Below are 21,722 nucleotides of genomic sequence, written 5' to 3' on the forward strand. Positions count from 1 at the left end.
CAGGCGAAAAGGCGCGAGCGCGCAGGGCAATGGGCGCCATTGTGCCAGTCTTTTTTCCGCTCTGCGTCATTCGGCCCACTGCCGGGTGGCGTGCGCTGCGCACTCGTAGCGCGCAGTCGGCAGCCTTGAAACGGTGCCTGCGGTGGCAGTCGTGCACCCAGGATGTGCAGTTCGGTGACGTCGCCTGTTACAGGCAGGTTATCCGATGCGCACGGCAACGGTTGCACCTATGCCCTTTGGAGGTTGCGCCATTGCCAGGTTGGCGGTGGCGCCCGGCTCTGGGCAGCGGGTTGCGCACCCCGCTGCGGAACGACCCGAACGCTGCCGTGGCAGACGCCCGGACTGTTTTGCATTGATGGCAATGCCATGGCACGGCCCTTGCTCAGGTCACAGCGTTGTGAAGTCGTAGTGCCTACTAAAAAAATTCCAGGAGCACCACCTCATGTCGCACTCGTTTCCCAAGCAAGCGTTTCTGGCCGCGGCAGTCGCCATGGCCCTCGGTGTTAGTTCGTATGTTCAGGCCGACGTGAAGATCGGTGTTGCCGGCCCCATGACCGGCGCCAATGCGGCCTTCGGTGAGCAGTACATGAAAGGCGCGCAAGCAGCGGCCGACAAGATCAACGCGGCAGGTGGCGTCAACGGCGAGAAGATCGTGCTGGTCAAAGGCGACGATGCCTGCGAACCCAAGCAAGCGGTGGCGGTGGCCAACCGCCTGGTCGATCAGGACAAGGTCATCGGTGTGGTGGGGCACTTCTGCTCGTCCAACACCATTCCGGCCTCCGAGGTGTACGACGAAGCCGGCGTCATCGCCATCACCCCAGGTTCGACCAACCCGCAGGTGACCGAGCGCGGTCTGAGTGCGATGTTCCGCATGTGCGGACGTGACGACCAGCAGGGCGTCGTGGCCGGCAACTACATCGTCGATGTGCTCAAGGGGCAGAAGGTCGTGGTGCTGCACGACAAGGACACCTACGGCCAGGGCCTGGCCGATGCGACCAAGGCGCAGCTCGAGAAACGTGGCGTCAAGCCGGTGCTCTACGAGGGCCTGACCCGTGGCGAGAAAGACTTCAGCGCCGTGGTCACCAAGATCCGCGCCGCCGGCGCCGACGTGGTGTATTTCGGTGGCCTGCACCCCGAGGCCGGCCCACTGGTGCGCCAGCTGCGCGAGCAGGGCCTGAAGGACGTCAAGTTCATGTCCGACGACGGCATCGTCACCGACGAGCTGGTGTCCACCGCAGGCGGCGCGCAATACGTCAACGGCGTGTACATGACCTTCGGCGCCGACCCGCGCCTGCTGCCCGACAGCAAGGCAGTGGTCGATGAGTTCCGCAAGGCTGGCACCGAGCCTGAAGGCTACACCCTGTATGCCTACGCTTCGCTGCAAGCCCTGGCGGCGGCCTTCAATGGCGCCAAGTCGAACAAGGGCGAAGACGCGGCCAAGTGGCTCAAGGCCAACCCGGTGCAGACGGTCATGGGCGAGAAGAAGTGGGACAGCAAGGGCGACCTCACCGTCTCCGACTATGTGGTCTACCAGTGGGATGCCAACGGCAAGTACCACCAGTTGGACAAACAACAATAACCACGACGGTGCCCAAGGCTGGGTAGCGGTCGAGCGTGAGCGGTCGATCAGCCTGATCGGACCACCCCCAGGCACGGCTGCGCCTGCAAGGTGCAGCCCACCTGGTTCGTTCGATCGACACCCAGCCCCCTTTCCTGCTCGTAGATCCGCACGCCAGTCTGCCGCGGCCCTGGCGTGCGATCCCCTTACGCGAGATTGCGTCTTATGGATGGTATTTTCCTGCAGCAACTGGTCAACGGCCTGACCCTCGGGTCGGTCTATGGCCTGATCGCCATCGGCTACACAATGGTCTATGGCATCATCGGCATGATCAACTTCGCGCACGGCGAGGTGTACATGATCTCCGCTTACCTGGCGGCGATCAGCCTGGCATTGCTGGCTTATTTCGGGATCGAGTCGTTTCCGCTGCTGATGTTGGGCACCTTGCTGTTCACCATCGTGGTCACCGGCGTGTACGGCTTCACCATCGAACGCATCGCCTACCGGCCGCTGCGTAACTCCACCCGGCTGGCACCGCTGATCAGCGCCATCGGCATCTCCCTGATCCTGCAGAACTACGCGCAAATCAGCCAGGGCGCCCGCCAGCAAGGCGTGCCAACCCTGCTCGAAGGCGCCGTACGGCTCGACGTTGGTTCAGGCTTCGTGCAACTGACCTACACCAAGATCTTCATCCTCATCGCCGCCTTCGCCGGCATGGCGCTGCTCACCTACGTGATCAAGTACACCAAGCTTGGGCGCATGTGCCGCGCCACCCAGCAAGACCGCAAGATGGCCTCGATTCTAGGCATCAACACCGACCGGGTGATCTCCTACGTGTTCGTCATCGGGGCGGTGATGGCGGCCCTGGCCGGGGTGCTGATCACCCTCAACTACGGCACCTTCGACTTCTACGCAGGCTTCATCATCGGCATCAAGGCCTTCACCGCGGCGGTGCTCGGCGGCATCGGTTCGCTGCCCGGGGCGATGCTGGGCGGGATCATCCTCGGGGTATCGGAATCGCTGTTCTCGGGCTTGATCAACACCGACTACAAGGACGTGTTCAGCTTCTCGCTGCTGGTGCTGATCCTCATCTTCCGACCCCAGGGCCTGCTCGGTCGCCCGCTCGTGGCCAAGGTGTGAACATGACTGTCGCCTCTACTGCTTCTTCTTCGATCGATCTCAAACGCAGCCTCATCGAAACCCTGGTCGCCGGCCTGCTGGCGCTGATCGTGTTCGGCCCGGTGGTCGGCGTGGTGCTCGACGGCTACAGCTTCAACGCCCAGCCCACCCGGGTCGCCTGGCTGGTCGGGGCGGTGATGGTCGGGCGTTTCCTGCTCAGCCTGTTCCTGCAAACCGCACCCGGCCTGCGCCTGTTGCAAGGCTTCGAAGGCAACGGCTCGGGGGTGCATGTGCGCCCGGTGGACTACAAATCGCGGCTGCGCTACATCATCCCGGCGCTGATCGTGATCGCCATCGTCTTCCCAATATTTGCCAACAAGTACCTGCTGACCGTGGTCATCCTCGGGCTGATCTACGTACTGCTGGGCCTGGGGCTGAACATCGTGGTGGGGCTTGCCGGCTTGCTCGACCTCGGTTACGTGGCCTTCTACGCCATCGGCGCCTATGGCCTGGCGCTGGGTTACCAATACCTGGGGCTGGGCTTCTGGAGCGTACTGCCGCTGGCCGCCATCGCTGCGGCGTTGGCCGGGTGCATACTCGGTTTTCCGGTGCTGCGCATGCACGGCGACTACCTGGCCATCGTCACCCTGGGCTTTGGCGAGATCATCCGCCTGGTGCTGAACAACTGGCTGTCGTTCACCGGCGGGCCGAATGGCATGCCGGCACCGTCGCCGACCTTCCTGGGCCTTGAGTTCGGCCGCCGGGCCAAGGATGGCGGGGTGCCGTTCCACGAGTTCTTCGGCATCGACTACAACCCCAATCTGAAATTCCTGTTCATCTACGCGGTACTGTTTCTGGTGGTGCTGGCGGTGCTGTACATCAAGCATCGCCTGACCCGCATGCCGGTCGGGCGGGCCTGGGAAGCGCTGCGTGAAGACGAGATCGCCTGCCGCTCGATGGGCCTGAACCACGTGCTGGTCAAGCTTTCGGCCTTCACCTTGGGCGCTTCGACTGCCGGCCTTGCCGGGGTGTTCTTCGCCACCTACCAAGGCTTCGTCAACCCGTCGTCGTTCACCTTCTTCGAGTCGGCGCTGATTCTGGCGATCGTCGTGCTTGGCGGCATGGGCTCGACCGTCGGCGTGGTGATCGCCGCCTTCGTGCTGACCGTGGCGCCCGAGCTGCTGCGCAGTTTCTCGGAATACCGCGTGCTGCTGTTTGGCGTGCTCATGGTGTTGATGATGATCTGGCGCCCACGCGGGCTGATTCGCATAGGTCGCACCGCTGTGCAGGTGCGCAAGGGGGTGGCGCCATGAACGACGATATCGTGCTGTCGGTCGAGCACCTGATGATGCAGTTTGGCGGCATCAAGGCGCTCAGCGACGTCAACCTGCAAGTCAGGCGCAACCAGATCTTCGCCCTGATCGGCCCCAACGGCGCCGGCAAGACCACGGTGTTCAACTGCCTGACCGGGTTCTACAAGGCCAGCGGCGGGCGCATCGAGCTGAACGTGCGCGGCGCGCCGACCAATGTCATTCAACTGCTGGGCGAGCGCTTCGAGCCCACCGATTTCGTTTCGCCCGCGCGGTTTGCCAACCGCCTGTACTACAAGATGTTCGGCGGCACCCACCTGGTCAACCGCGCCGGATTGGCGCGTACCTTCCAGAACATCCGCCTGTTCCGCGAAATGTCGGTGGTGGAAAACCTGCTGGTGGCGCAGCACATGTGGGTCAATCGCAACCTGCTGGCCGGCGTGCTCAACACCCCGGGTTACCGCAAGGCGGAAAGCGACGCACTTGACCATGCCTTCTACTGGCTGGAGGTGGTCGATCTGGTCGATTGCGCCAACCGCCTGGCCGGTGAGCTGTCGTACGGCCAGCAGCGTCGCCTGGAGATTGCCCGGGCCATGTGCACGCGGCCGAAGATCATCTGCCTGGACGAACCGGCTGCCGGCCTCAACCCGCAGGAAACCGAAGCCCTGAGCCGGATGATTCGCGTGCTGCGCGACCAGCACGATCTCACTGTAGTGCTGATCGAGCACGACATGGGCATGGTCATGAGCATCTCCGACCATATCGTGGTGCTCGACCACGGCAATGTCATCGCCCAAGGCACGCCCCAGGAGATTCGCAACAACCCGACCGTGATCGCCGCCTACCTGGGTGCCGACGAAGAGGAAATCGTATGAGCGCAGCCATTCTCGAACTGCGTGACCTGAACGTGTTCTACGGCCCGATCCAGGCGCTCAAGGGCGTGTCGATGCACATCGACGAGGGCGAGACGGTGAGCCTGATCGGCGCCAACGGCGCGGGCAAGTCGACCTTGCTGATGTCGATTTTCGGCCAGCCGCGGGCGGCCTCCGGGCAGATTCTCTATCGCGGCACCGACATCACCCGCAAGAGCTCGCACTACATCGCCTCCAACGGCATCGCCCAGTCCCCGGAAGGGCGCCGGGTGTTCCCGGACATGACCGTGGAAGAGAACCTGATGATGGGCACCATCCCCATCGGCGACAAACATGCCGACCAGGATATGCAGCGCATGTACGAGCTGTTCCCACGGCTCAAGGAACGTCGTTCGCAGCGGGCCATGACCATGTCCGGGGGCGAGCAGCAGATGCTGGCCATCGCTCGCGCCCTGATGAGTCGGCCCAAACTGCTGCTGCTCGATGAGCCGTCGCTGGGGCTGGCGCCGATCGTGGTCAAGCAGATATTCGCCACCTTGCGCGAGCTGGCCCAGGGCGGCATGACCATCTTCCTCGTCGAGCAGAATGCCAACCATGCGCTGAAGCTGTCGGACCGCGCCTATGTGATGGTCAACGGTCAGATCCGCATGACCGGTAGCGGGCAGGAGCTGCTGGCCAATGAGGAGGTGCGCAACGCTTATCTGGGTGGGCACTGAGCCGTCCTGTGGACAATCCCGTACAGGGTAGCGCTGAACGCCGTGATTGACGCGGCGTTCAGCGATTTGTGCACAGCCGGTAAAGTTTCCACCGTTTGTGTGGAGCTGCCTGTGGAAAAGGTGGTGGCAAGTGCTTGCAGCCCTTTTCTGACGAGGCTTGCAGGCTTTTGATCATTATTTGATCATATCGGCCTCGGGTGGGCCGAATCGGTTGTCTGCGGCTGCGGCGAACGCTTTTTCCACTAGTCCTGGCAGGCTGTGGGTAAGTCTGTGGGAAAGCTATGCGTAGCATGTGTGCTGCGGGGTTCAGACGAGTCCTCAGGCGTCGGCTTCGAGGTTTTCCACAGCCCCGCAGGGGAGTCCATGAAACTTGCCCCCAATCGGTGGGGGTAGCCTTGTGGATAACGTGCGCATAGCCTTCGCCACGCTTACTGCGGCGTGGCTTTCAGGCGATTGGTCACTTTTCGTACAGCGGTTGTCCGGCTTGCTGGTCGCGCGGCCTGCGGGCATGCTGCCTGGCCAACCGTTTTCGATCTGTCCAGGAGAAGCGCAATGACCGATACCGTATTCATCACCGGGGCGACCTCCGGCTTTGGCGAAGCCACCGCGCGCCGTTTCGCCCAGGCGGGCTGGAAGCTGGTGCTGACCGGCCGGCGTCAGGAACGTCTGGATGCGCTGTGTGCAGAGCTGTCGGCGCACACCGAAGTGCACGCTCTGGTGGTCGATGTGCGTGATCGCCAGGCCATGGAAACCGCTATCGCCAGCCTGCCGCCGAGCTTCGCCACGCTGCGCGCGCTGGTCAACAACGCAGGCCTGGCGCTGGGGGCCGATGCCGCGCAGAACTGCGATCTCGACGACTGGGACACCATGGTCGACACCAACATCAAGGGCCTGATGTACACCACCCGCCTGCTGCTGCCGCGCTTGATCGCCCACGGCCGTGGTGCGTCGATCCTCAACGTCGGCTCGGTGGCCGGCAACTATCCGTATCCAGGCAGCCATGTGTACGGCGGCACCAAGGCGTTCGTCGGTCAGTTCTCGCTGAGCCTGCGCTGCGACCTGCGCGGCACCGGCGTGCGCGTCACCAACATCGAGCCGGGGCTGTGCGAAAGCGAGTTTTCCCTGGTGCGCTTCGGCGGTGATCAATCACGCTACGACGCCACCTACGCCGGCGCCGAGCCGATCCAGCCGCAGGACATCGCCGAAACCATCTTCTGGGTGCTCAACCAGCCGGCCCACGTCAACATCAATAACCTCGAGCTGATGCCGGTGAGCCAGGACTGGGCAGGTTTTGCCATCGACCGCTCGGCCAAGGGCTAGGGCGCGATCTGCTCGAGCCGCCGCAGGCCTTCGAGCGCGGTCGCCAAATGGTAGGGCGTGGTCGAGGGCATGTCGTCGCGGCTCACCGCGCCGCTGCCGTCACGGCATTCGTGCCAGCCGCGCGGGTGCAAGAACAACTGCTCCAGGGCGCTGAGCTGCTCGAGCAGACGCGCTTGAGCGTTGGGCCGCAACACCAGCGCACGCAGGTATTCGGCCTTGGCCCAGATCCGCTGGGTGGCGTCGAGCACGCGCCCTTGCACATCGAGCATCGCAAGCACCGCGCCGCGTTCCACGCCGTGCTGCTCGGCGAAGTCGAAGGCCCGGTCGATGGCGCTGTGCAGCGGGGTGCCGCGCAGCAGTGGTGAGGTGTGCAGCAAATAGAACCATTCGAACTGGTGCCCCGGCTCGAACCAGTTATCCACAGCTCCGCGCGGCTTTTCCAGCATCAGGCCATGGCGCGGGTCGACGAAGTGGCGGTGCAGGGCGTCGCACAGTGTCAGCAAAGCCTGCTCGGTCGCGCTGTCGTCGCGCACGGCCAGCACTTGCAGGAAGGCTTCGGCCAGGTGCATCGACGGGTTCTGCAACGCGCCACTGCCCAGGTTCGACCAGTCTTCAGCCAGGCTCGCCTCGAACAGGCCATCAGCGCGGGCAAAGCGCTGAGCGATGCTCAGCAGCGCGTCATCGAGCACTGCCGACACCGCCGGCGCTTTTACCTGGCCCCAGTAGTGGGCGCAGGCGAAGACGATGAAGGCATGGGTGTAGAGGTCTTTGCGTCGATCCAGCGGCTTGCCGTCGGCATCGATGCTGTAAAACCAGCCGCCGTGCTGCGCATCGTGGAAATGCCGCTGCAAGGAATCGAACAAGGCCGCCGCCCGCTGCGTCGCGCCAGGCTGCTCGAGGCGGCTGCTGAACAGGTACAGCTGACGGGCACAGGCCATGGCCCGGTAGCGCTTGACGGGTTCGGGACGCTGCTGGGCGTCGAGGGCCTCGAACGGCAGCGCCAGTTCGGCATTCCAGCCCGGCCCCTGCCACAGCGGCACGATGTGCTCGGCGAAATGCCGACGTACGCGGATCAGGCGCTGGCTCAGCTCGGGCGGGCAGGGAAGGGCGTTGGACATGGCAGGGCTCGTGGCGATCAGGCAGGGCGCCATGGTAGCAGAACTGCCACCAGCCTTCGCCGAACGGGGCGCTTCAGCCTGGGTTGCTCAGGCCCTGCCAATGGCGCGCGCCAATGAAGATGAAGCGCAGTTGCTGGGCGATCTTCTCTTGCGCGCTGAGTGGCTCGGGGCACGCCGGGTCGGGGCTGTCGATCAGTTCGGGAAGGGTGGCGAAGACGGTCTTGACCACCAGGTCGGCCATCATCGACAACGCCGCGTGGTCCAGATGCTGCCAGCGCGGCATGCGCGCCAGGTCGGTGGCCAGGTCCGAGCTGATGCCATGGCGCAAGCGTGCAATGGCCTGGCGCACGGCGTGCGAACCGCCGTACTGCTCGCGGGCAAGAAACAGGAACTGGGTACGGTGTGCGGCGACCACGTCGAGGAAGATGCGCACCGAGGCGTCGGTGATGCCGCCGAGTTCGAACTCGTTGTGGCGCACCCGGCGGATGGTGTCGCGGAAGGTGGCCTCGACCTCGCCGACCAGGGCCAGGCCGAGGGCGTCCATATCAGGGAAGTGCCGATAGAAGCCGGTGGGCACGATGCCCGCGCTGCGCGCGACCTCGCGCAGGCTGATACCGCCGAAACCGCGTCCACTCTGCATGAGCTCGCAGGCAGCATCGAGCAATGCCTGGCGGGTCTGGAGCTTCTGTTCGGCGCGCGGCGACATGGGCAGGCTTCTGGCGAGGTACGGCAGGGCACTCTAGTGAAAAGCACGAAGGCTGGTCAATGCGGGGGCGGCTGGTGTGTGGGCATTAGCCGCGACTGGCCGCTGCATCCATCGAGCTATCCGCAGGGCCCGGCAGTGGCTCAGGCGCTGTGACCGCGTTCGATCAGACGGTCCGAACCACCTTCGGCAATACGCTCGCTGCGTTCGATCAAACGATCGGAGCCACCTTCGGCAACGCGGTTGTTGCGTTCGATCAGGCGGTCCGAGCCGCCTTCTGCAACGCGATCGTTGCGCTCGATCAGACGGTCAGAACCACCTTCGGCAACACGGTCGTTGCGTTCGATCAGACGATCCGAGCCGCCTTCGGCAAGGCTGTTCAGAGGCTGCGCGGCAGCGTCGCTGGCGTGGGATTCGCTGAGTACGGGTTGCTCCTGCGCCGGCATGGCGTAGACGTTGGCGGCCAGAGCAGACAGGGCGAAGGCAAGCAGAAGAGGACGTTTCATGATCAGGGTGCTCCTTGAAGGGCGCTGAAAAGTGGGTACGTCGGCAATGCTACGCGCGCCATCCCGAGACACCATTTCATTGGGCTGATGGTCACCATCGACAGGTTTGATAGTCGTTCTAACCTTCCCTTAATCAACACCCTGGCACGGTTGCGCCAGGCGCTGGTGGCCAGCGGCGAACGCCTTGCGCGCGCGAAGTCGATGCCGGCTCAGGGAAATTCTTCGCTATGCTGCGGTGCAGCGATTAAACCCCCGCGCTTTTCGTCAGTCCCACTTAGCAAGAGCCGTATTTCCCGCTTGCCGAGTGCCATGACGTCAGGAGAAACCCCGCATGACGCGCCCGCTTCGAATTTTCACCTGGACCCTCGCCACGCTGCTGACCGTGCTGGCGATTCTGCTGGTCATCATCGCCACCTTCGACTGGAACCGCGCCAAGCCGTTTATCAACGAAAAAGTGTCCGAAGCCTTGCACCGTCCCTTCGCCATCAACGGCAACCTGGCCGTGCATTGGCGCACATCACCTGATGAGGGTGGCTGGCGGCGTTGGGTGCCGTGGCCGCACTTCACCGCCGAAGACATCACCCTGGGCAACCCAGAGTGGCTCAAGGAACCGCGCATGGTCGGCCTGGAGCGGGTGGATTTTCGTCTCGCGCCGCTGCCGCTGCTGGCGCAGACCATCAGCATTCCGCGCATCGACCTGGTCAAGCCCGATGCCAGCCTGACCCGCCTGGCCGATGGCCGCGCCAACTGGACCTTCGACTTCGGCCCCAAGGATGAAAACGCCGAACCGTCGAAATGGACCGTCGACATCGGTGCCATCGGCTTCGACGAGGGCAACGTGCGCTTCGACGACCAGACCCTCGACACCAGCGTGAAAGTGCAGATCGACCCGCTGGGCAAGCCAATTCCCTACAGCGAAATCGTCGGCACGGCCACCGCCGAAAAAGCCGGTGGCGCACAAGACTACGCCTTCGGCTTCAAGGCCGACGGCCGCTACAAGAAGCAGCCGTTCTCGGCCACCGGCAAGATCGGCGGCCTGCTGGCCCTGCAGGAGGCCAACCAGCCGTTCCCGCTGCAGATCGACGCACGCGCCGGTGACACCCGCGCGCGGGTCGCCGGCACCTTGACCGACCCACGCAACCTCGGCGCGCTGGATTTGCGTCTGCGCCTGTCGGGCAAGAGCCTGGGCAATCTGTACCCGCTGACCGGCGTGACCCTTCCGGACACCCCGCCGTACTCCACCGATGGCCGGCTCAAGGCCAACCTGCATGCTGCCAACGGCGCCACCTACGACTACCAGGGCTTCAACGGCAAGATCGGTGACAGCGACATTCACGGCGATCTGGGCTACGTCGCCAGCCAGCCGCGGCCCAAGCTGTCCGGCAAGCTGGTGTCCAATCAGCTGCTGTTCAAGGACCTCGCGCCGCTGATCGGGGCCGACTCCAACACCGAGCAGAAGGCCCGCGGCGGCGCCAGCAAACAGCCTGCCGACAAAGTGCTGCCGGTCGAGGAGTTCCGCACCGAGCGCTGGCGTGTCATGGACGCCGATGTCAGCTTCGATGGCAAGCGCATCGTGCACAGCGAACAACTGCCGTTCAAAGACCTCTCTGCCCACGTCGTGCTCGACGATGGCCTGTTGCAACTCAAGCCGCTGCGCTTCGGCGTGGCCGGTGGCAACCTCAGCAGCACCATTCGTCTGGACGGTCGCAGCACGCCCATGCAAGGTCGCGCGCAATTGACTGCGCGCGGCTTCAAGCTCAAGCAGCTGTTCCCAACCTTCGCACCGATGCAGACCAGCTTCGGTGAGCTCAACGGTGACGCCGACATCGCTGGCCGCGGCAACTCGGTCGCGGCCCTGCTGGGCACGGCCAATGGTGACCTGCGCATGCTGATCAACGATGGCGCAGTCAGCCGCAGCCTGATGGAAATCGCTGGGCTCAACGTGGGCAACTACATCGTCGACAAGTTGTTCGGCGACGAGGATGTGAAGATCAACTGCGCCGCTGCCGATGTGGGCATCAAGGATGGTCTGGCCAGCACACGGGTGTTCGTGTTCGACACTGAAAACGCGATCATCTACATCAACGGTACGGCCAACTTCGCCAACGAGCGGATGGACCTGAAGATCACCCCGGAATCGAAGGGGCTGCGTCTGTTCTCGCTGCGCACACCACTGTATGTACGTGGAACGTTCGCCAAGCCCAGCGCCGGCGTGCAGGCCTTGCCATTGGCGTTGCGCGGCGCCGGCATGGTCGCACTGGGTGTAGCCGTCGGACCGGCTGCGGGCCTGCTGGCGCTGATCGCCCCAGGCGACAGTGAAGACAACCAGTGCACCCCGTTGCTGCAACAGATGAAAGCCGGCAAGGCGCCGGCGGCGGTCAAGGGCAAGCAGTAACGAGGCAGACGTGTAGGAGCGACCGGCCGGCGCTCCGGTTCAGCCGCGATGGCCGGCACAGCCGGCCCACTACAGGCCACCGAGCAGCGTCCAGGCCTGCTGTGCAGGCCATCGCGGCTAAAGCCGCTCCTGCAGGGTTCTCTTCACGAAAACAAAAAAGGGCGCCTTCCGGCGCCCCTTCGCTGCAGCATGATCAGTCTTTGAGCAGATCAAAGACCATCGAGCAGGTCCGACATGTCGTCGGCATGCTCTTCTTCCTGGGCCAGGATGTCTTCCAGGATGCGGCGGGTAGTTGGGTCTTTATCGCCGATGTACTGCACGAACTCGCGGTAGCTGTCGATGGCGATGCGCTCGGCGACCAAGTCTTCCAGGACCATTTCCTTGAGCGTGGTGCCAGCCACGTACTGGGCGTGGGAGTTCTTGCTCAGGTTGTCAGGGTTGAAGTCCGGCTCGCCGCCCAGTTGCACGATGCGCTCGGCCAGCTTGTCGGCGTGCTCGGCTTCCTGATTGGCGTGCTCGAGGAACTCCTCGGCGGCGACGTTGGCCTTGATGCCTTCTGCCATGAAGTAGTGGCGCTTGTAGCGCAGCACGCACACCAGTTCGGTGGACAGCGAGGCGTTCAGCAGCTCGATGATCTTCTCGCGGTCAGCGCTGTAGCCTTCGGTGACAGCGCCATTCTCGACGTGCTGACGGGCGCGGGCGCGCAGGGTTTCTTTATCGGTCAGTTCTACCTTGCTCATGGTGTTCTCCAAAACATTCGGTAATCGGTTCAGGTTGAATCAGCGGAGGGCTCAGGCGCCTGGGGTGGCGCGGCGTTCCTCTTCGCGTTGTTTGCAGGTCTTGAAGCCTTTGGCATCGACATGGCCAGTGGCATCGAAACGCACGTAATAGGCTTGTTGCTGACCCTCACGGTTGAGGATGTAGTCGTTGCAGGTACCGCCATTGGGCAGATCGATCACACTCGAGGGGCTGCCGCCGATAGCGATGACCTTCTGCATGGTCATGCCGTCCTTGACGTGCTTGACCAGCGGTTCATTGCGGTAGGTGACATGGTCCACCGGGTTTTCCGGGTGGCTGCTACAGGCGGCCAGGGAGGCACCAACCAGAAGAAGTGCGAGGGTCTGTTTGATCATGGGGTCCGGCTCCGTGCGTAAGGTCTGTTTTGCTTGGAACCGCAGGCAATCGCGGGAGTTCGATTTGCAGTTCACCTCTTGGCGTCAAGTCTTTTAACTGCACATGACTGCGGTTAGCTGTTGCAAAACTTGTCTACACTCATTCGCATCGCGGCGCGCCGTGCGCAGCGTTTCCGGAGAGCCCTCGTCATGAAGATGATCACCGTGCCTCTGCTGCTGCTCGGCCTTTCGCTCAGCGCCAGCACCTTCGCCGCCACCGCTCAGCAAGAGAAGATGAAAACCTGCAACGCCCAGGCCACCGGGCAGTCGCTCAAGGGCGATGAGCGCAAGGCGTTCATGAGCCAGTGCCTGAAAGCCAAGCCCGCCACCCAGCAGGAAAAGATGAAAACCTGTAACGCCGACGCCAGCGCCAAGACCCTCAAGGGTGACGAGCGCAAGGCGTTCATGAGTGATTGCCTGAAGAAGAAATGAGGCGAGTGGGGCAGGGGCCAGCGCTGCTCGAGTGCATCACCGGCATGCGCAGCAGGGCACTACGCCAGCATTGAGCCGGCGGCGCGAAGGCTAACCCGCACCGCTTGCTGTTTTTGTAGGAAGAAGGCTGGCAGACTGCGGGTCTTTTTTGCTGTCTGCCGCCGAGGCTGTATGACCTTCACCCCCCGCCAGATCACCATCGCCAGTTGGATCATCGTGTTTGCCGGCCTGCTGCTGGCCCTGCCCCTGAAGTTGCTGCCCAGCCTGCTTGCCGGCCTGCTGGTGTTCGAGCTGGTCAACATGCTCACCCCAAGGTTGCAGCCGCTGCTCGCCGGGCAGCGCGCCCGTTGGCTGGCGGTGGCGCTGCTCGGCACATTGGTGGTGCTGACCCTGAGCCTGCTGATTGCCGGGGCGTTCAGTTTCCTCCTGCACGAAGCTGAAAACCCCGGCGCCTCACTGGACAAGTTCATGGCCCTGGTCGACCGCGCCCGCGGGCAGCTGCCGCCGTTCATCGACGCCTACCTGCCGGCCAGCGCTGCCGAGTTCAAGGTGGCCATCGGCGACTGGCTCAAAGGGCATTTCAGCGAGCTGCAACTGGTCGGCAAGGGTATGGCGCACATGTTCGTGACCTTGCTGATCGGCATGATCCTCGGCGCCATCGTCGCCCTGCAGCGCCTGCCCGACATCTCGCGGCGCAAGCCACTGGCAGCGGCGTTGTTCGAGCGCCTGAGCCTGCTGGTGCAGGCGTTTCGCAACATCGTTTTCGCGCAGATCAAGATTTCCCTGCTCAACACCGCCTTCACCGGCATCTTCCTGGCGGTGGTGCTGCCGCTGTTCGGCGTGCACCTGCCGCTGACCAAGACGCTGATCGTGCTGACCTTCCTGCTTGGCCTGCTGCCGGTGATCGGCAACCTGATCTCCAACACCCTGATCACCATCGTCGGGCTGTCGTTGTCGATCTGGGTGGCGATGGCGGCGCTGGGCTACCTGATCGTCATCCACAAGGTCGAGTACTTCCTCAACGCCCGTATCGTCGGTGGGCAGATTCGCGCCAAGTCGTGGGAACTGCTGCTGGCGATGCTGGTGTGCGAGGCGGCGTTCGGCCTGCCGGGGGTGGTGGCCGGGCCGATCTACTACGCCTACCTCAAAAGCGAGCTGCGGCGCATCGAGCTGGTGTAGGGGCCGCCTGGCGGCCCCAGTGGCTCAGATGACCGGATGCAAGCCGTACGCCGCCAACTGCTCGACGCTGCCGCGGTGTTCGATCAGGCGCGGGTCGTTGAGCGGCAGGCGTTGGCCCAGCTCGCTTTCCAGAATCGCCTGCAGCTTGACCCGGTTGACCTTGCCGTCGGCCTCGACTGCCGGGCGCAGTTTTTCCGGTGACACCTGCGCGGTGGTGCCGTCGGGGTAGTAGACCGCGCCGGTGGCGAAGTCGACGCCCAGGGCGATCAGGCCCGGAATCACATAGAACAGGATGCCAATGGCGTCGAGGGCGACGATCACCGGGTCGACCTTGCCGTCGATCTGACCGCGGCGGTCGGGGTAGAACAGCGTGCCGCACGCGGTGAGCTGGGTCAGCAGGGTGGCGATGACGGCGCCGCCGATGATGCGGGAAGGAATGCGCATGTGAATCTCCGGATGAAAAGCCGCAACGGGGCTGGTGCAGACCCAGCGTCGAGCGGTAGGACCATGGCCAGGGCTGGCCAGTTCGCCGTTATACTCCCAGCCCCGTCCGAGGACCACCATGATTTCACTACCGATTGATGCCGTTCTGCCAGCTTTGCGCGAGGCGTTGAGCCAACGCCATGAAGTGGTGCTCGAAGCACCGCCCGGCGCCGGCAAAACCACCCGCGTGCCGCTGGCCTTGCTCGATCAGCCATGGCTGGCCGGGCAAACCATCGTCATGCTCGAACCGCGGCGCCTGGCCGCCCGCGCTGCTGCCGAACGCATGGCCAGCGAGCTGGGCGAAGCGGTCGGTGAAACGGTCGGTTACCGCATTCGCCTGGACAGCAAGGTCGGCCCGAACACGCGCATAGAGGTGGTCACCGAAGGCATTCTTGCCCGCCGCCTGCAGGATGACCCGTCGCTGGAAGGCGTCGGTCTGGTGATTTTCGATGAGTTCCACCTGCGCAACCTCGATGCCGACCTGGCCCTGGCACTGACCCTCAATGGCCGCGCCATGCTGCGTGACGATGCCCCCCTGAAAGTGCTGCTGATGTCGGCCACCCTCGAAGGCGAGCGGCTGTCGCGCTTGCTCGATGACGCGCCGGTGGTCACCAGCGAAGGGCGCATGTTCCCGGTCACGACCATCTGGGGCGCGCCGTACCAGACCGGTGAGTGGGTCGAGCAGCGGGTGGTCGGCACCTGCCTGGAAGCCTTGGCCGAACAACCGGGCAGCGTGCTGGTTTTCCTTCCCGGCCAGGCAGAGATTCGCCGGGTCGAGCAGGCGCTCAGCGAGGCCCTGGGCGAGCGCCGCGACATTCTTCTGTGCCCGTTGCACGGCGAGCTGGGCCTGGACGCCCAGCGCGCGGCCATCCAGCCGGCGCCTGCCGGGCTGCGCAAGGTGGTGTTGGCGACCAACATCGCCGAAACCAGCGTGACCATCGACGGCGTGCGCGTGGTCATCGACGCGGGCCTTGAGCGCGTGCCGCGTTTCGATCCGCGCAGTGGCATGACCCGTCTGGACACCCAGCGCATCTCCCGCGCCAGCGCCACCCAGCGCGCAGGGCGGGCCGGGCGTGTCGAGCCGGGTGTGTGCTATCGGCTGTGGTCGCAGGCCCAGCACGAGCAATTGCCGGCCTATACCGCGGCGGAAATCCTCCAGGCCGATCTCGCCGGGCTGGCCTTGCAGTTGGCCCGCTGGGGCGTGCAGCCCGATGAGCTGAAGTGGCTCGACGCCCCGCCCAACGCGCCGTTCGCCCAGGCCCGCGACCTGCTGCGTCGCCTCGGTGCACTGGCCGAAGGCGGCCATCTCAGCCGCCACGGCCAGGACATGGCGCAACTGCCGGCACACCCGCGCATCGCCCATCTGCTGTTGCGCGGCCAGGCGCTGGGGCTGGGGCCGTTGGCCTGTGATCTGGCCGCGTTACTCGCTGAGCGCGACATCCAGCGCGGTGCCGGTGCCGATATCCACAGCCGCCTGGCGCTGCTTGGCGGTGAACAACGCGCGCAGCGTGGCGAGCAGGGTGGCGTGCAGCGCGCCCGGCAGTTGGCGCGCCAATACCGCGGCCAGTTGCGCGGCGCGGCCAAGGCCAGCGTGGCCGACCCGCAGGCGCCGCGCTGGGTCGGTGCGCTGCTGGCCTTCGCCTACCCCGACCGCATCGCCCAGCAGCGCCGCACCGGCGGCGGCGAGTACCGCCTGAGCAATGGCCGCGCTGCGCTGTTCGCCAGCCCCGACGCGCTGATGAAACACCCCTGGCTGGTGATCGCCGACCTCGGCAGCCGCCAGGGCCAGCGAGAGGAGCGCATCTACCTGGCCGCCGATTTCGACCCGGCGCTGTTCGACGATGTGCTGGCCGACCAAGTGAACGTAGTCGACCAACTGGACTGGGATGAGCGTGAAGGCGTGCTGCGCGCCGAACGCCAGCGCAAGGTCGGTGAACTGGTGCTTTCCACCGCGCCACTGAGCAACCTGGACAGCGCCGCACGCAGCCAGGCGCTGATCAACTACGTACGCCGCAAGGGCCTGGAATTGCTGCCGTGGACCCCGGAGCTGCGCCAGTGGCAAGCCCGTGTGGCCTTGCTGCGCAGCCTGGATGAAGCAGGCCCGTGGCCAGATCTCAGCGACGCCAGCTTGCTCGCCAGCCTCGAACACTGGCTTGCACCCTACCTGGAGCGGGTCAGCCGGGTCAGCCATTTCGCCCAGCTTGATCTTTCATCGATCGTGCGCAACCTGCTGCCCTGGCCGCTGCCGCAGCAACTCGATGCCCAGGCGCCGATCAGCGTGCAGGTGCCGTCAGGTTCCAGCATCCGCATCGACTACAACGAACACCCTCCGGTGCTGGCCGTGCGCCTGCAAGAGCTGTTCGGCCTGGAGCAGACCCCGCGCATCGCCCAGGGCAGGCAAGTACTGACCCTGCACCTGCTTTCGCCAGCGCGTCGGCCCGTGCAGGTGACCCAGGACCTGGCCAACTTCTGGCGCAGCACCTATGCCGAAGTGAAGAAAGACCTCAAAGGTCGTTATCCGAAACACTACTGGCCGGATGACCCTCTGGTGGCCGAAGCGACTGCGCGAGCCAAGCCTAGGAAACCCTGACCGACATGGGCGGATGGGCACGATGCAGCCCTGTATAACTGTCCGGGCAAGCGACTAATCTGCTCGACCGGCTTTTTCAGTACTGAGTCATCAGCACTTCCTGCCGCTCGCTTGGTCATGCCCGCTCGTGGTCTGCGACGAGGATTTAGCTTGGACGAGCCCTATCAGGAAAATCAGGCGATGGATACTAGTCATAAATGATGGCTATTAGCTATCCTCTCCTGATTTGTACAGCAAGGAGCGCACATGAAGCTTAATCCACTACACCTCAAGATCGCTGGTTTGCTAGAGGGCAGACTGTTTCGAATTCCAGAATACCAACGTGCCTACTCTTGGAAATCCCGCCAGCGTAACGATCTGTTCGGCGACATCGAGGAGGCATTTCGATCCGGTCAAGAGCATTTCATGGCTACATTGGTCGCCTTGGCAAAGGATACAGAGACCTGCCTGATCGGCGTCGACGAGTTCAAGACGGTCGAGTTGGTGGATGGCCAGCAACGTATAACGACCCTGATCATCCTCATGAAAGCGATTGAACAAGCTTTGGACATCAATGACACCGCGCAAGCCAAGGTGCGGCGAGAGTTGGCTGAGCTCCTTGTGAAAGGAGATGAGCACTCCCTGATTCTGCTTCAGACAAATCATGATGCAAGTAAGGTTTTCACGAACTACATCCACAAGGGAACGGTCGAGGAAAACTCAGCCAAAACTGCTGCAGATCAGAACTTGGTAGATGCTGTCCATGACTGTGAGGGCTTCGTGAGCAGGTGGTTGGCTCGTGGAAATACCATCTTTGAACTGTTGGTGACCATCAGGAACAAGCTGACGATCATTTACCATGAGATCTCTGACGAGGCTACGGTTTACCGTGTCTTCGAAGTTCTCAACAGTCGTGGGCTGGATGTCAAATGGATCGACAAGCTTAAAAGTCAGCTGATGGCACTGATTTTCGAGCATGTTAACGGTGGTATTCGAGATGAGGCGTTGTCCGAGATGCGAGACGTCTGGCGGGGTATTTATTGCTCGCTGGAAAACAGCACACGAATCGGCGATGAAGCGCTTCGCTTTGCAGGAGCATGGGCCTGCGGTACCCGACCTAATCGGATTCCCAGTGAAGCAGACTCAACCGCATTATTAACGTCAAAGGCAGGCACGCAGCTAAAAACGATTGCCGAGGTTGGTCATGATCTGGAGGCGGTCGTGCAAGCCAACCTGCGACTGTTCAAAAATCCGCGCATTCGGGCTGTCACGCGCATTGTGCATGCTCGGTTCGTTGCCGCAGCGATCCTCTTGAGGAAGTTCAACAGCAAGACAGAGCAAAAGCTGTTGGGTAAATGGGAGCGCGCGACGTTCAGGATCTACGAGCTAGCGGGCCGAGATAGCCGCCACAAGGTTGGGGAATACATTCGTCTTGGTTATGAGATCTGTCGGAGCAACTTGGATGAAGATCAAATTATCCGAGGGCTGGAAAAAATCTCCAAGGGCTACTCGATTGATGAGGTTTTGAACAATATTGATTGGGTGAGCAGCTACGAAGGCTGGCAAAATCAGCTCCGCTACGTGCTGAACCGATATGACGAGCATCTGGCAAAGCTCGTGGGGCAGAAGTTGAATGAGAGTCAATGGTGCAAGATCTGGGAGCAAGATGCCGCTAATTCCATAGAACATATTGCACCGCAACACAATGGCGCCGAGTGGGTACATCAACTCGGTAATTTAACGATGCTACCGCCTGGAACGAATTCTTCTCTGAAGGCGAAGCCTCCGGTTGAAAAGATGGACGTTTACCAAAGCTGCGGATTGATCGCCACAATCTATGTCGGTCAGCAAATTCATGAAGCGGGTTCTTGGACAAAAGAAATGGTTTTAGCTCGGACAAAGAGCATCGAAGATTTCATTAGGCACGAATGGGCCGATTGATCATCGCAATTATCCGTATCCCGGAGCACAACATGATCATCCTTGAGCGCCTTGTCGCCTGGCTGTTCCCCGACCGCCGGCCCGAGTGGGGAAAGCAACGTGAGCGTGAGTTCGTCGAGGTCGTGAAGCCCTCAAGACGCTCAGGGCGACCCCGGAGGGTGGCATGGCCATTGATCTTGAGGAGATTAGCGAGAAGGTGCTGGAATCGCGGGGAGTGGCTGAAGCACTTCGTCCGCAAGTCATGACCGGCAGCTCGGTCAGGATCAATTACAGAGTGCGCACTGTCTGGGCAACCTCGACGTCCTACAAGGCCTCACTTCCCAGGCGTGGTGGCGGATGAATAAGCGTCGACCGCGCTACTGATCTTATCTTTTCCAACTACAGGCAGGCTAGAAAATGGACTTGCTTACGCCGCTTTTCGATCAAGACAAGCTTCATCAGCACTTTAAGACGATTTCTGATGGACGAGTTGGTCGGCATTACCAGCGCGAAGAGATCCTACGTTGGATGGAAGGTTTTCCAGACAGGGATAACAAGTTCGTCAAGGAGTTTCAGACCACCTTCAATTCGAGCTTTTGGGAGATTTATCTTTACGCGACTTTCCGCGAGTACGGTTTCTCGTTTGAATGGAAGCATGCCACGCCTGACTTTTTGGTCACCGCAGTAGACACGACTTTTACGGTAGAGGCTACCACGGCGAATCACGCAGCCGATGGAACCCCAGAGTGGGGCGAGCCCCTGACGCCCGAGTTTTTAGAGAACATCGAGTTCAATGAGCTCAACCGTATCGCCATCATTCGTCTTGCCAACGCATTCATGAGCAAGTCTAAGAAGTATCTGGAGAAATACGCGAATTACGACCACGTGAAGGGGCGTCCGTTTGTCCTTGCCATTGCGCCGTTTGAGCAGCCCGGATTCCACCTGCAAGCGTATCGGCCCATCGAGGCTTTGTTGTTCGACCTCTATGTGGACGAAGCCGAATACCTTGCGAACCCGGAACGCTTTCCAAAGGGCCCCATAACCAAATCCTTGGGCAGTGTAGAGAAAGACAACGGGTCAGAGATTGAGCTCGGCTTGTTCCAAAATCCCCGATTCCGCCACATCAGTGCTGTGGTATTCAGCCACTTGGCGACTTGGGGGAAGGTAGACGCCATGTGCGGGAACCCAGATGCATTCATTAGTTCGGTCTGGTTGACCCCTGAGGGCATGAAGCGGGCAATGATTCGAGCCAGCGAAGGCTCAGAGAAAGTCACCGATGGGCTGCGGGTATACCACAATCCATACGCAACGAATCCTTTGCCGTTAGGGGTATTTCGAAGGGGGGGCGTGGTGCAGTTCTGGGGAGATCATGAAACTCACTCACTGCGCCAGGAGCAGGCTGAAAGCTGTCTACAATCCCGGACAGCTATGACGTTCCTCAGGGGCAATGACGAAGACCTCGAGGAGGAGGTCGCATCGTAGCGGTCGTTATCCGAAACACTACTGGCCGGATGACCCACTGGTCGCCGAAGCCACTGCCAGAGCCAAGCCGCGCAAAACCTGATACGTAAGTTGCTTGCAATTGGCGGTAAATGATTGCATCTAGCCACTATCCTGCGTGTTTCAAATATGAAACTCTCGGTCAGCTTTGCGCTACTATCCGGCAACTCGTCGACCGGATGGACCTGGCACATGGCGCACCGAATCATCGTCGCGGATGACCACCCGCTGTTTCGTGAAGGGATGTCGAACATCGTTCAGCGCCTGCTGCCTGGCGCGGTGATCGAACAGGCCGCCACCCTGGATGAAGTGCTGGACCTGGCCCGCACAGGGGCGGAGGTCGATTCGCTGATTCTCGATCTGCGTTTCCCCGGCATGACCTCGCTGCAGGTCATCGGGCAACTGCGCGACGAGTTTCGCCGCACCTCGATCATCATCGTGTCGATGGTCGAAGACCTCGAGGTGATCTCTCAGGTGATGGCCCAAGGCGCCGATGGCTTCATTGGCAAGAATGTCGACCCTGCCGGCATCGCCAAGGCCATCAGCGCCATCCGCGAGGGCGAACTAGTGGTGCAGTACAACGCCGAGCATCCGCTGCTCGAACAAGCGCCTGACCCGCTCACCGAGCGCCAGCGGCAGGTGCTGGGCTTGATCGCCGTGGGCAAGACCAACAAGGAAATCGCCAAGGACCTGGGCATTTCCCCGTTCACCGTGCGTATTCATGTTTCCACCCTGCTGAAATCGCTGGGCGTGCCCACCCGCGCGGCTGCCGCGGCGCAGTTCGGGCACATTCCGGGTGCCGCGAGCGGGGCGCGGCAGGCCAATCCGTGAACATCGACCGTTAGTCATA

General features: G+C 62.4%; 20 protein-coding genes and 1 pseudogene. 15 read left to right on the forward strand and 6 right to left on the reverse strand.

Annotation, left to right across the window (positions count from 1 at the left end; all coding sequences use genetic code 11):
- Positions 1-442 precede the first annotated feature (442 nt).
- From H618_RS0110615 to H618_RS0110640, 6 genes are all read left to right on the forward strand, one after another.
- Positions 443-1,579 (forward strand): branched-chain amino acid ABC transporter substrate-binding protein, encoded by a 1,137-nt coding sequence (locus H618_RS0110615; RefSeq protein WP_028695046.1) that lies wholly within the window; start codon positions 443-445, stop codon positions 1,577-1,579.
- 204 nt (positions 1,580-1,783) lie between these two features.
- A complete protein-coding gene (locus H618_RS0110620) occupies positions 1,784-2,698 on the forward strand; it encodes an ABC transporter permease subunit (RefSeq protein ID WP_028695047.1) in 915 nt (304 codons plus the stop codon).
- Between the two features lie 2 nt (positions 2,699-2,700).
- Positions 2,701-3,990, forward strand: coding sequence for a high-affinity branched-chain amino acid ABC transporter permease LivM (livM, locus tag H618_RS0110625; protein WP_028695048.1), 1,290 nt, complete (start codon positions 2,701-2,703; stop codon positions 3,988-3,990).
- Positions 3,987-4,862 (forward strand): ATP-binding cassette domain-containing protein, encoded by an 876-nt coding sequence (locus H618_RS0110630; protein ID WP_028695049.1) that lies wholly within the window; start codon positions 3,987-3,989, stop codon positions 4,860-4,862. Before livM ends, H618_RS0110630 begins: the two co-directional genes overlap by 4 nt.
- Positions 4,859-5,575 carry an ABC transporter ATP-binding protein gene (locus H618_RS0110635; protein WP_028695050.1) on the forward strand — a complete coding sequence of 239 codons (717 nt, stop codon included), beginning with the start codon at positions 4,859-4,861 and terminating at the stop codon, positions 5,573-5,575. Before H618_RS0110630 ends, H618_RS0110635 begins: the two co-directional genes overlap by 4 nt.
- A 552-nt stretch (positions 5,576-6,127) precedes the next feature.
- On the forward strand, positions 6,128-6,895 hold the full coding sequence (locus H618_RS0110640) for an SDR family oxidoreductase (protein ID WP_028695051.1): 768 nt from the start codon (positions 6,128-6,130) through the stop codon (positions 6,893-6,895).
- On the opposite strand, the gene H618_RS0110645 is transcribed toward H618_RS0110640, so the two are convergent.
- The 3 genes from H618_RS0110645 to H618_RS0110655 form a co-directional block, all read right to left on the reverse strand.
- Positions 6,892-8,013 (reverse strand): AGE family epimerase/isomerase, encoded by a 1,122-nt coding sequence (locus H618_RS0110645; RefSeq protein ID WP_028695052.1) that lies wholly within the window; start codon positions 8,011-8,013, stop codon positions 6,892-6,894. The genes H618_RS0110640 and H618_RS0110645 overlap by 4 nt on opposite strands.
- Positions 8,014-8,086: 73 nt before the next feature.
- Positions 8,087-8,719 carry a TetR family transcriptional regulator gene (locus H618_RS0110650; RefSeq protein ID WP_028695053.1) on the reverse strand — a complete coding sequence of 211 codons (633 nt, stop codon included), beginning with the start codon at positions 8,717-8,719 and terminating at the stop codon, positions 8,087-8,089.
- A 140-nt stretch (positions 8,720-8,859) separates the two neighbouring features.
- Positions 8,860-9,222 (reverse strand): hypothetical protein, encoded by a 363-nt coding sequence (locus tag H618_RS0110655; RefSeq protein ID WP_028695054.1) that lies wholly within the window; start codon positions 9,220-9,222, stop codon positions 8,860-8,862.
- 331 nt (positions 9,223-9,553) lie between these two features.
- On the opposite strand from H618_RS0110655, the gene H618_RS0110660 reads away from it, so the two are divergent.
- Complete coding sequence (locus H618_RS0110660) at positions 9,554-11,617, forward strand: AsmA family protein (protein ID WP_028695055.1); 2,064 nt, start codon at positions 9,554-9,556, stop codon at positions 11,615-11,617.
- A gap of 209 nt (positions 11,618-11,826) precedes the next feature.
- On the opposite strand, the gene H618_RS0110665 is transcribed toward H618_RS0110660, so the two are convergent.
- Together H618_RS0110665 and osmE are read right to left on the reverse strand one after the other, a co-directional pair.
- The gene (locus H618_RS0110665; protein ID WP_028695056.1) at positions 11,827-12,357 is read right to left on the reverse strand and encodes a ferritin-like domain-containing protein; all 531 of its coding nucleotides are present in this window, start codon (positions 12,355-12,357) and stop codon (positions 11,827-11,829) included.
- Positions 12,358-12,408: 51 nt separating this feature from the next.
- Positions 12,409-12,750 (reverse strand): osmotically-inducible lipoprotein OsmE, encoded by a 342-nt coding sequence (gene osmE / locus H618_RS0110670; protein ID WP_028695057.1) that lies wholly within the window; start codon positions 12,748-12,750, stop codon positions 12,409-12,411.
- Between the two features lie 189 nt (positions 12,751-12,939).
- Here osmE and H618_RS0110675 point away from each other — a divergent pair, with 189 nt between their 5' ends.
- Positions 12,940-13,221, forward strand: coding sequence for a PsiF family protein (locus tag H618_RS0110675; protein ID WP_028695058.1), 282 nt, complete (start codon positions 12,940-12,942; stop codon positions 13,219-13,221).
- A gap of 171 nt (positions 13,222-13,392) precedes the next feature.
- Positions 13,393-14,400, forward strand: a complete 1,008-nt coding sequence (locus tag H618_RS0110680; protein WP_028695059.1) for an AI-2E family transporter — start codon at positions 13,393-13,395, stop codon at positions 14,398-14,400.
- A 24-nt stretch (positions 14,401-14,424) separates the two neighbouring features.
- On the opposite strand, the gene H618_RS0110685 is transcribed toward H618_RS0110680, so the two are convergent.
- The gene (locus H618_RS0110685; protein ID WP_028695060.1) at positions 14,425-14,844 is read right to left on the reverse strand and encodes a hypothetical protein; all 420 of its coding nucleotides are present in this window, start codon (positions 14,842-14,844) and stop codon (positions 14,425-14,427) included.
- Between the two features lie 118 nt (positions 14,845-14,962).
- Here H618_RS0110685 and hrpB point away from each other — a divergent pair, with 118 nt between their 5' ends.
- From hrpB to H618_RS0110710, 6 genes and pseudogenes are all read left to right on the forward strand, one after another.
- Complete coding sequence (gene hrpB, locus H618_RS0110690; RefSeq protein ID WP_028695061.1) at positions 14,963-17,473, forward strand: ATP-dependent helicase HrpB; 2,511 nt, start codon at positions 14,963-14,965, stop codon at positions 17,471-17,473.
- Between the two features lie 246 nt (positions 17,474-17,719).
- Complete coding sequence (locus H618_RS0110695; protein ID WP_028695062.1) at positions 17,720-19,393, forward strand: DUF262 domain-containing protein; 1,674 nt, start codon at positions 17,720-17,722, stop codon at positions 19,391-19,393.
- Between the two features lie 163 nt (positions 19,394-19,556).
- Positions 19,557-19,733 (forward strand): hypothetical protein, encoded by a 177-nt coding sequence (locus H618_RS23185; RefSeq protein WP_245586769.1) that lies wholly within the window; start codon positions 19,557-19,559, stop codon positions 19,731-19,733.
- 56 nt (positions 19,734-19,789) lie between these two features.
- Positions 19,790-20,854 carry a hypothetical protein gene (locus H618_RS0110705; RefSeq protein WP_028695063.1) on the forward strand — a complete coding sequence of 355 codons (1,065 nt, stop codon included), beginning with the start codon at positions 19,790-19,792 and terminating at the stop codon, positions 20,852-20,854.
- A pseudogene (locus H618_RS23465) lies at positions 20,841-20,936 on the forward strand (hypothetical protein); the annotation flags it as partial. The gene H618_RS0110705 and the pseudogene H618_RS23465, both read left to right, overlap by 14 nt.
- Positions 20,937-21,064: 128 nt before the next feature.
- Entirely contained in the window at positions 21,065-21,703 is a 639-nt protein-coding gene (locus tag H618_RS0110710) for a response regulator transcription factor (RefSeq protein WP_028695064.1), read from the forward strand.
- Positions 21,704-21,722: the final 19 nt, after the last annotated feature.

The sequence above is a fragment of the Pseudomonas cremoricolorata DSM 17059 = NBRC 16634 genome (genome assembly GCF_000425745.1).
Lineage (GTDB): Bacteria > Pseudomonadota > Gammaproteobacteria > Pseudomonadales > Pseudomonadaceae > Aquipseudomonas > Aquipseudomonas cremoricolorata.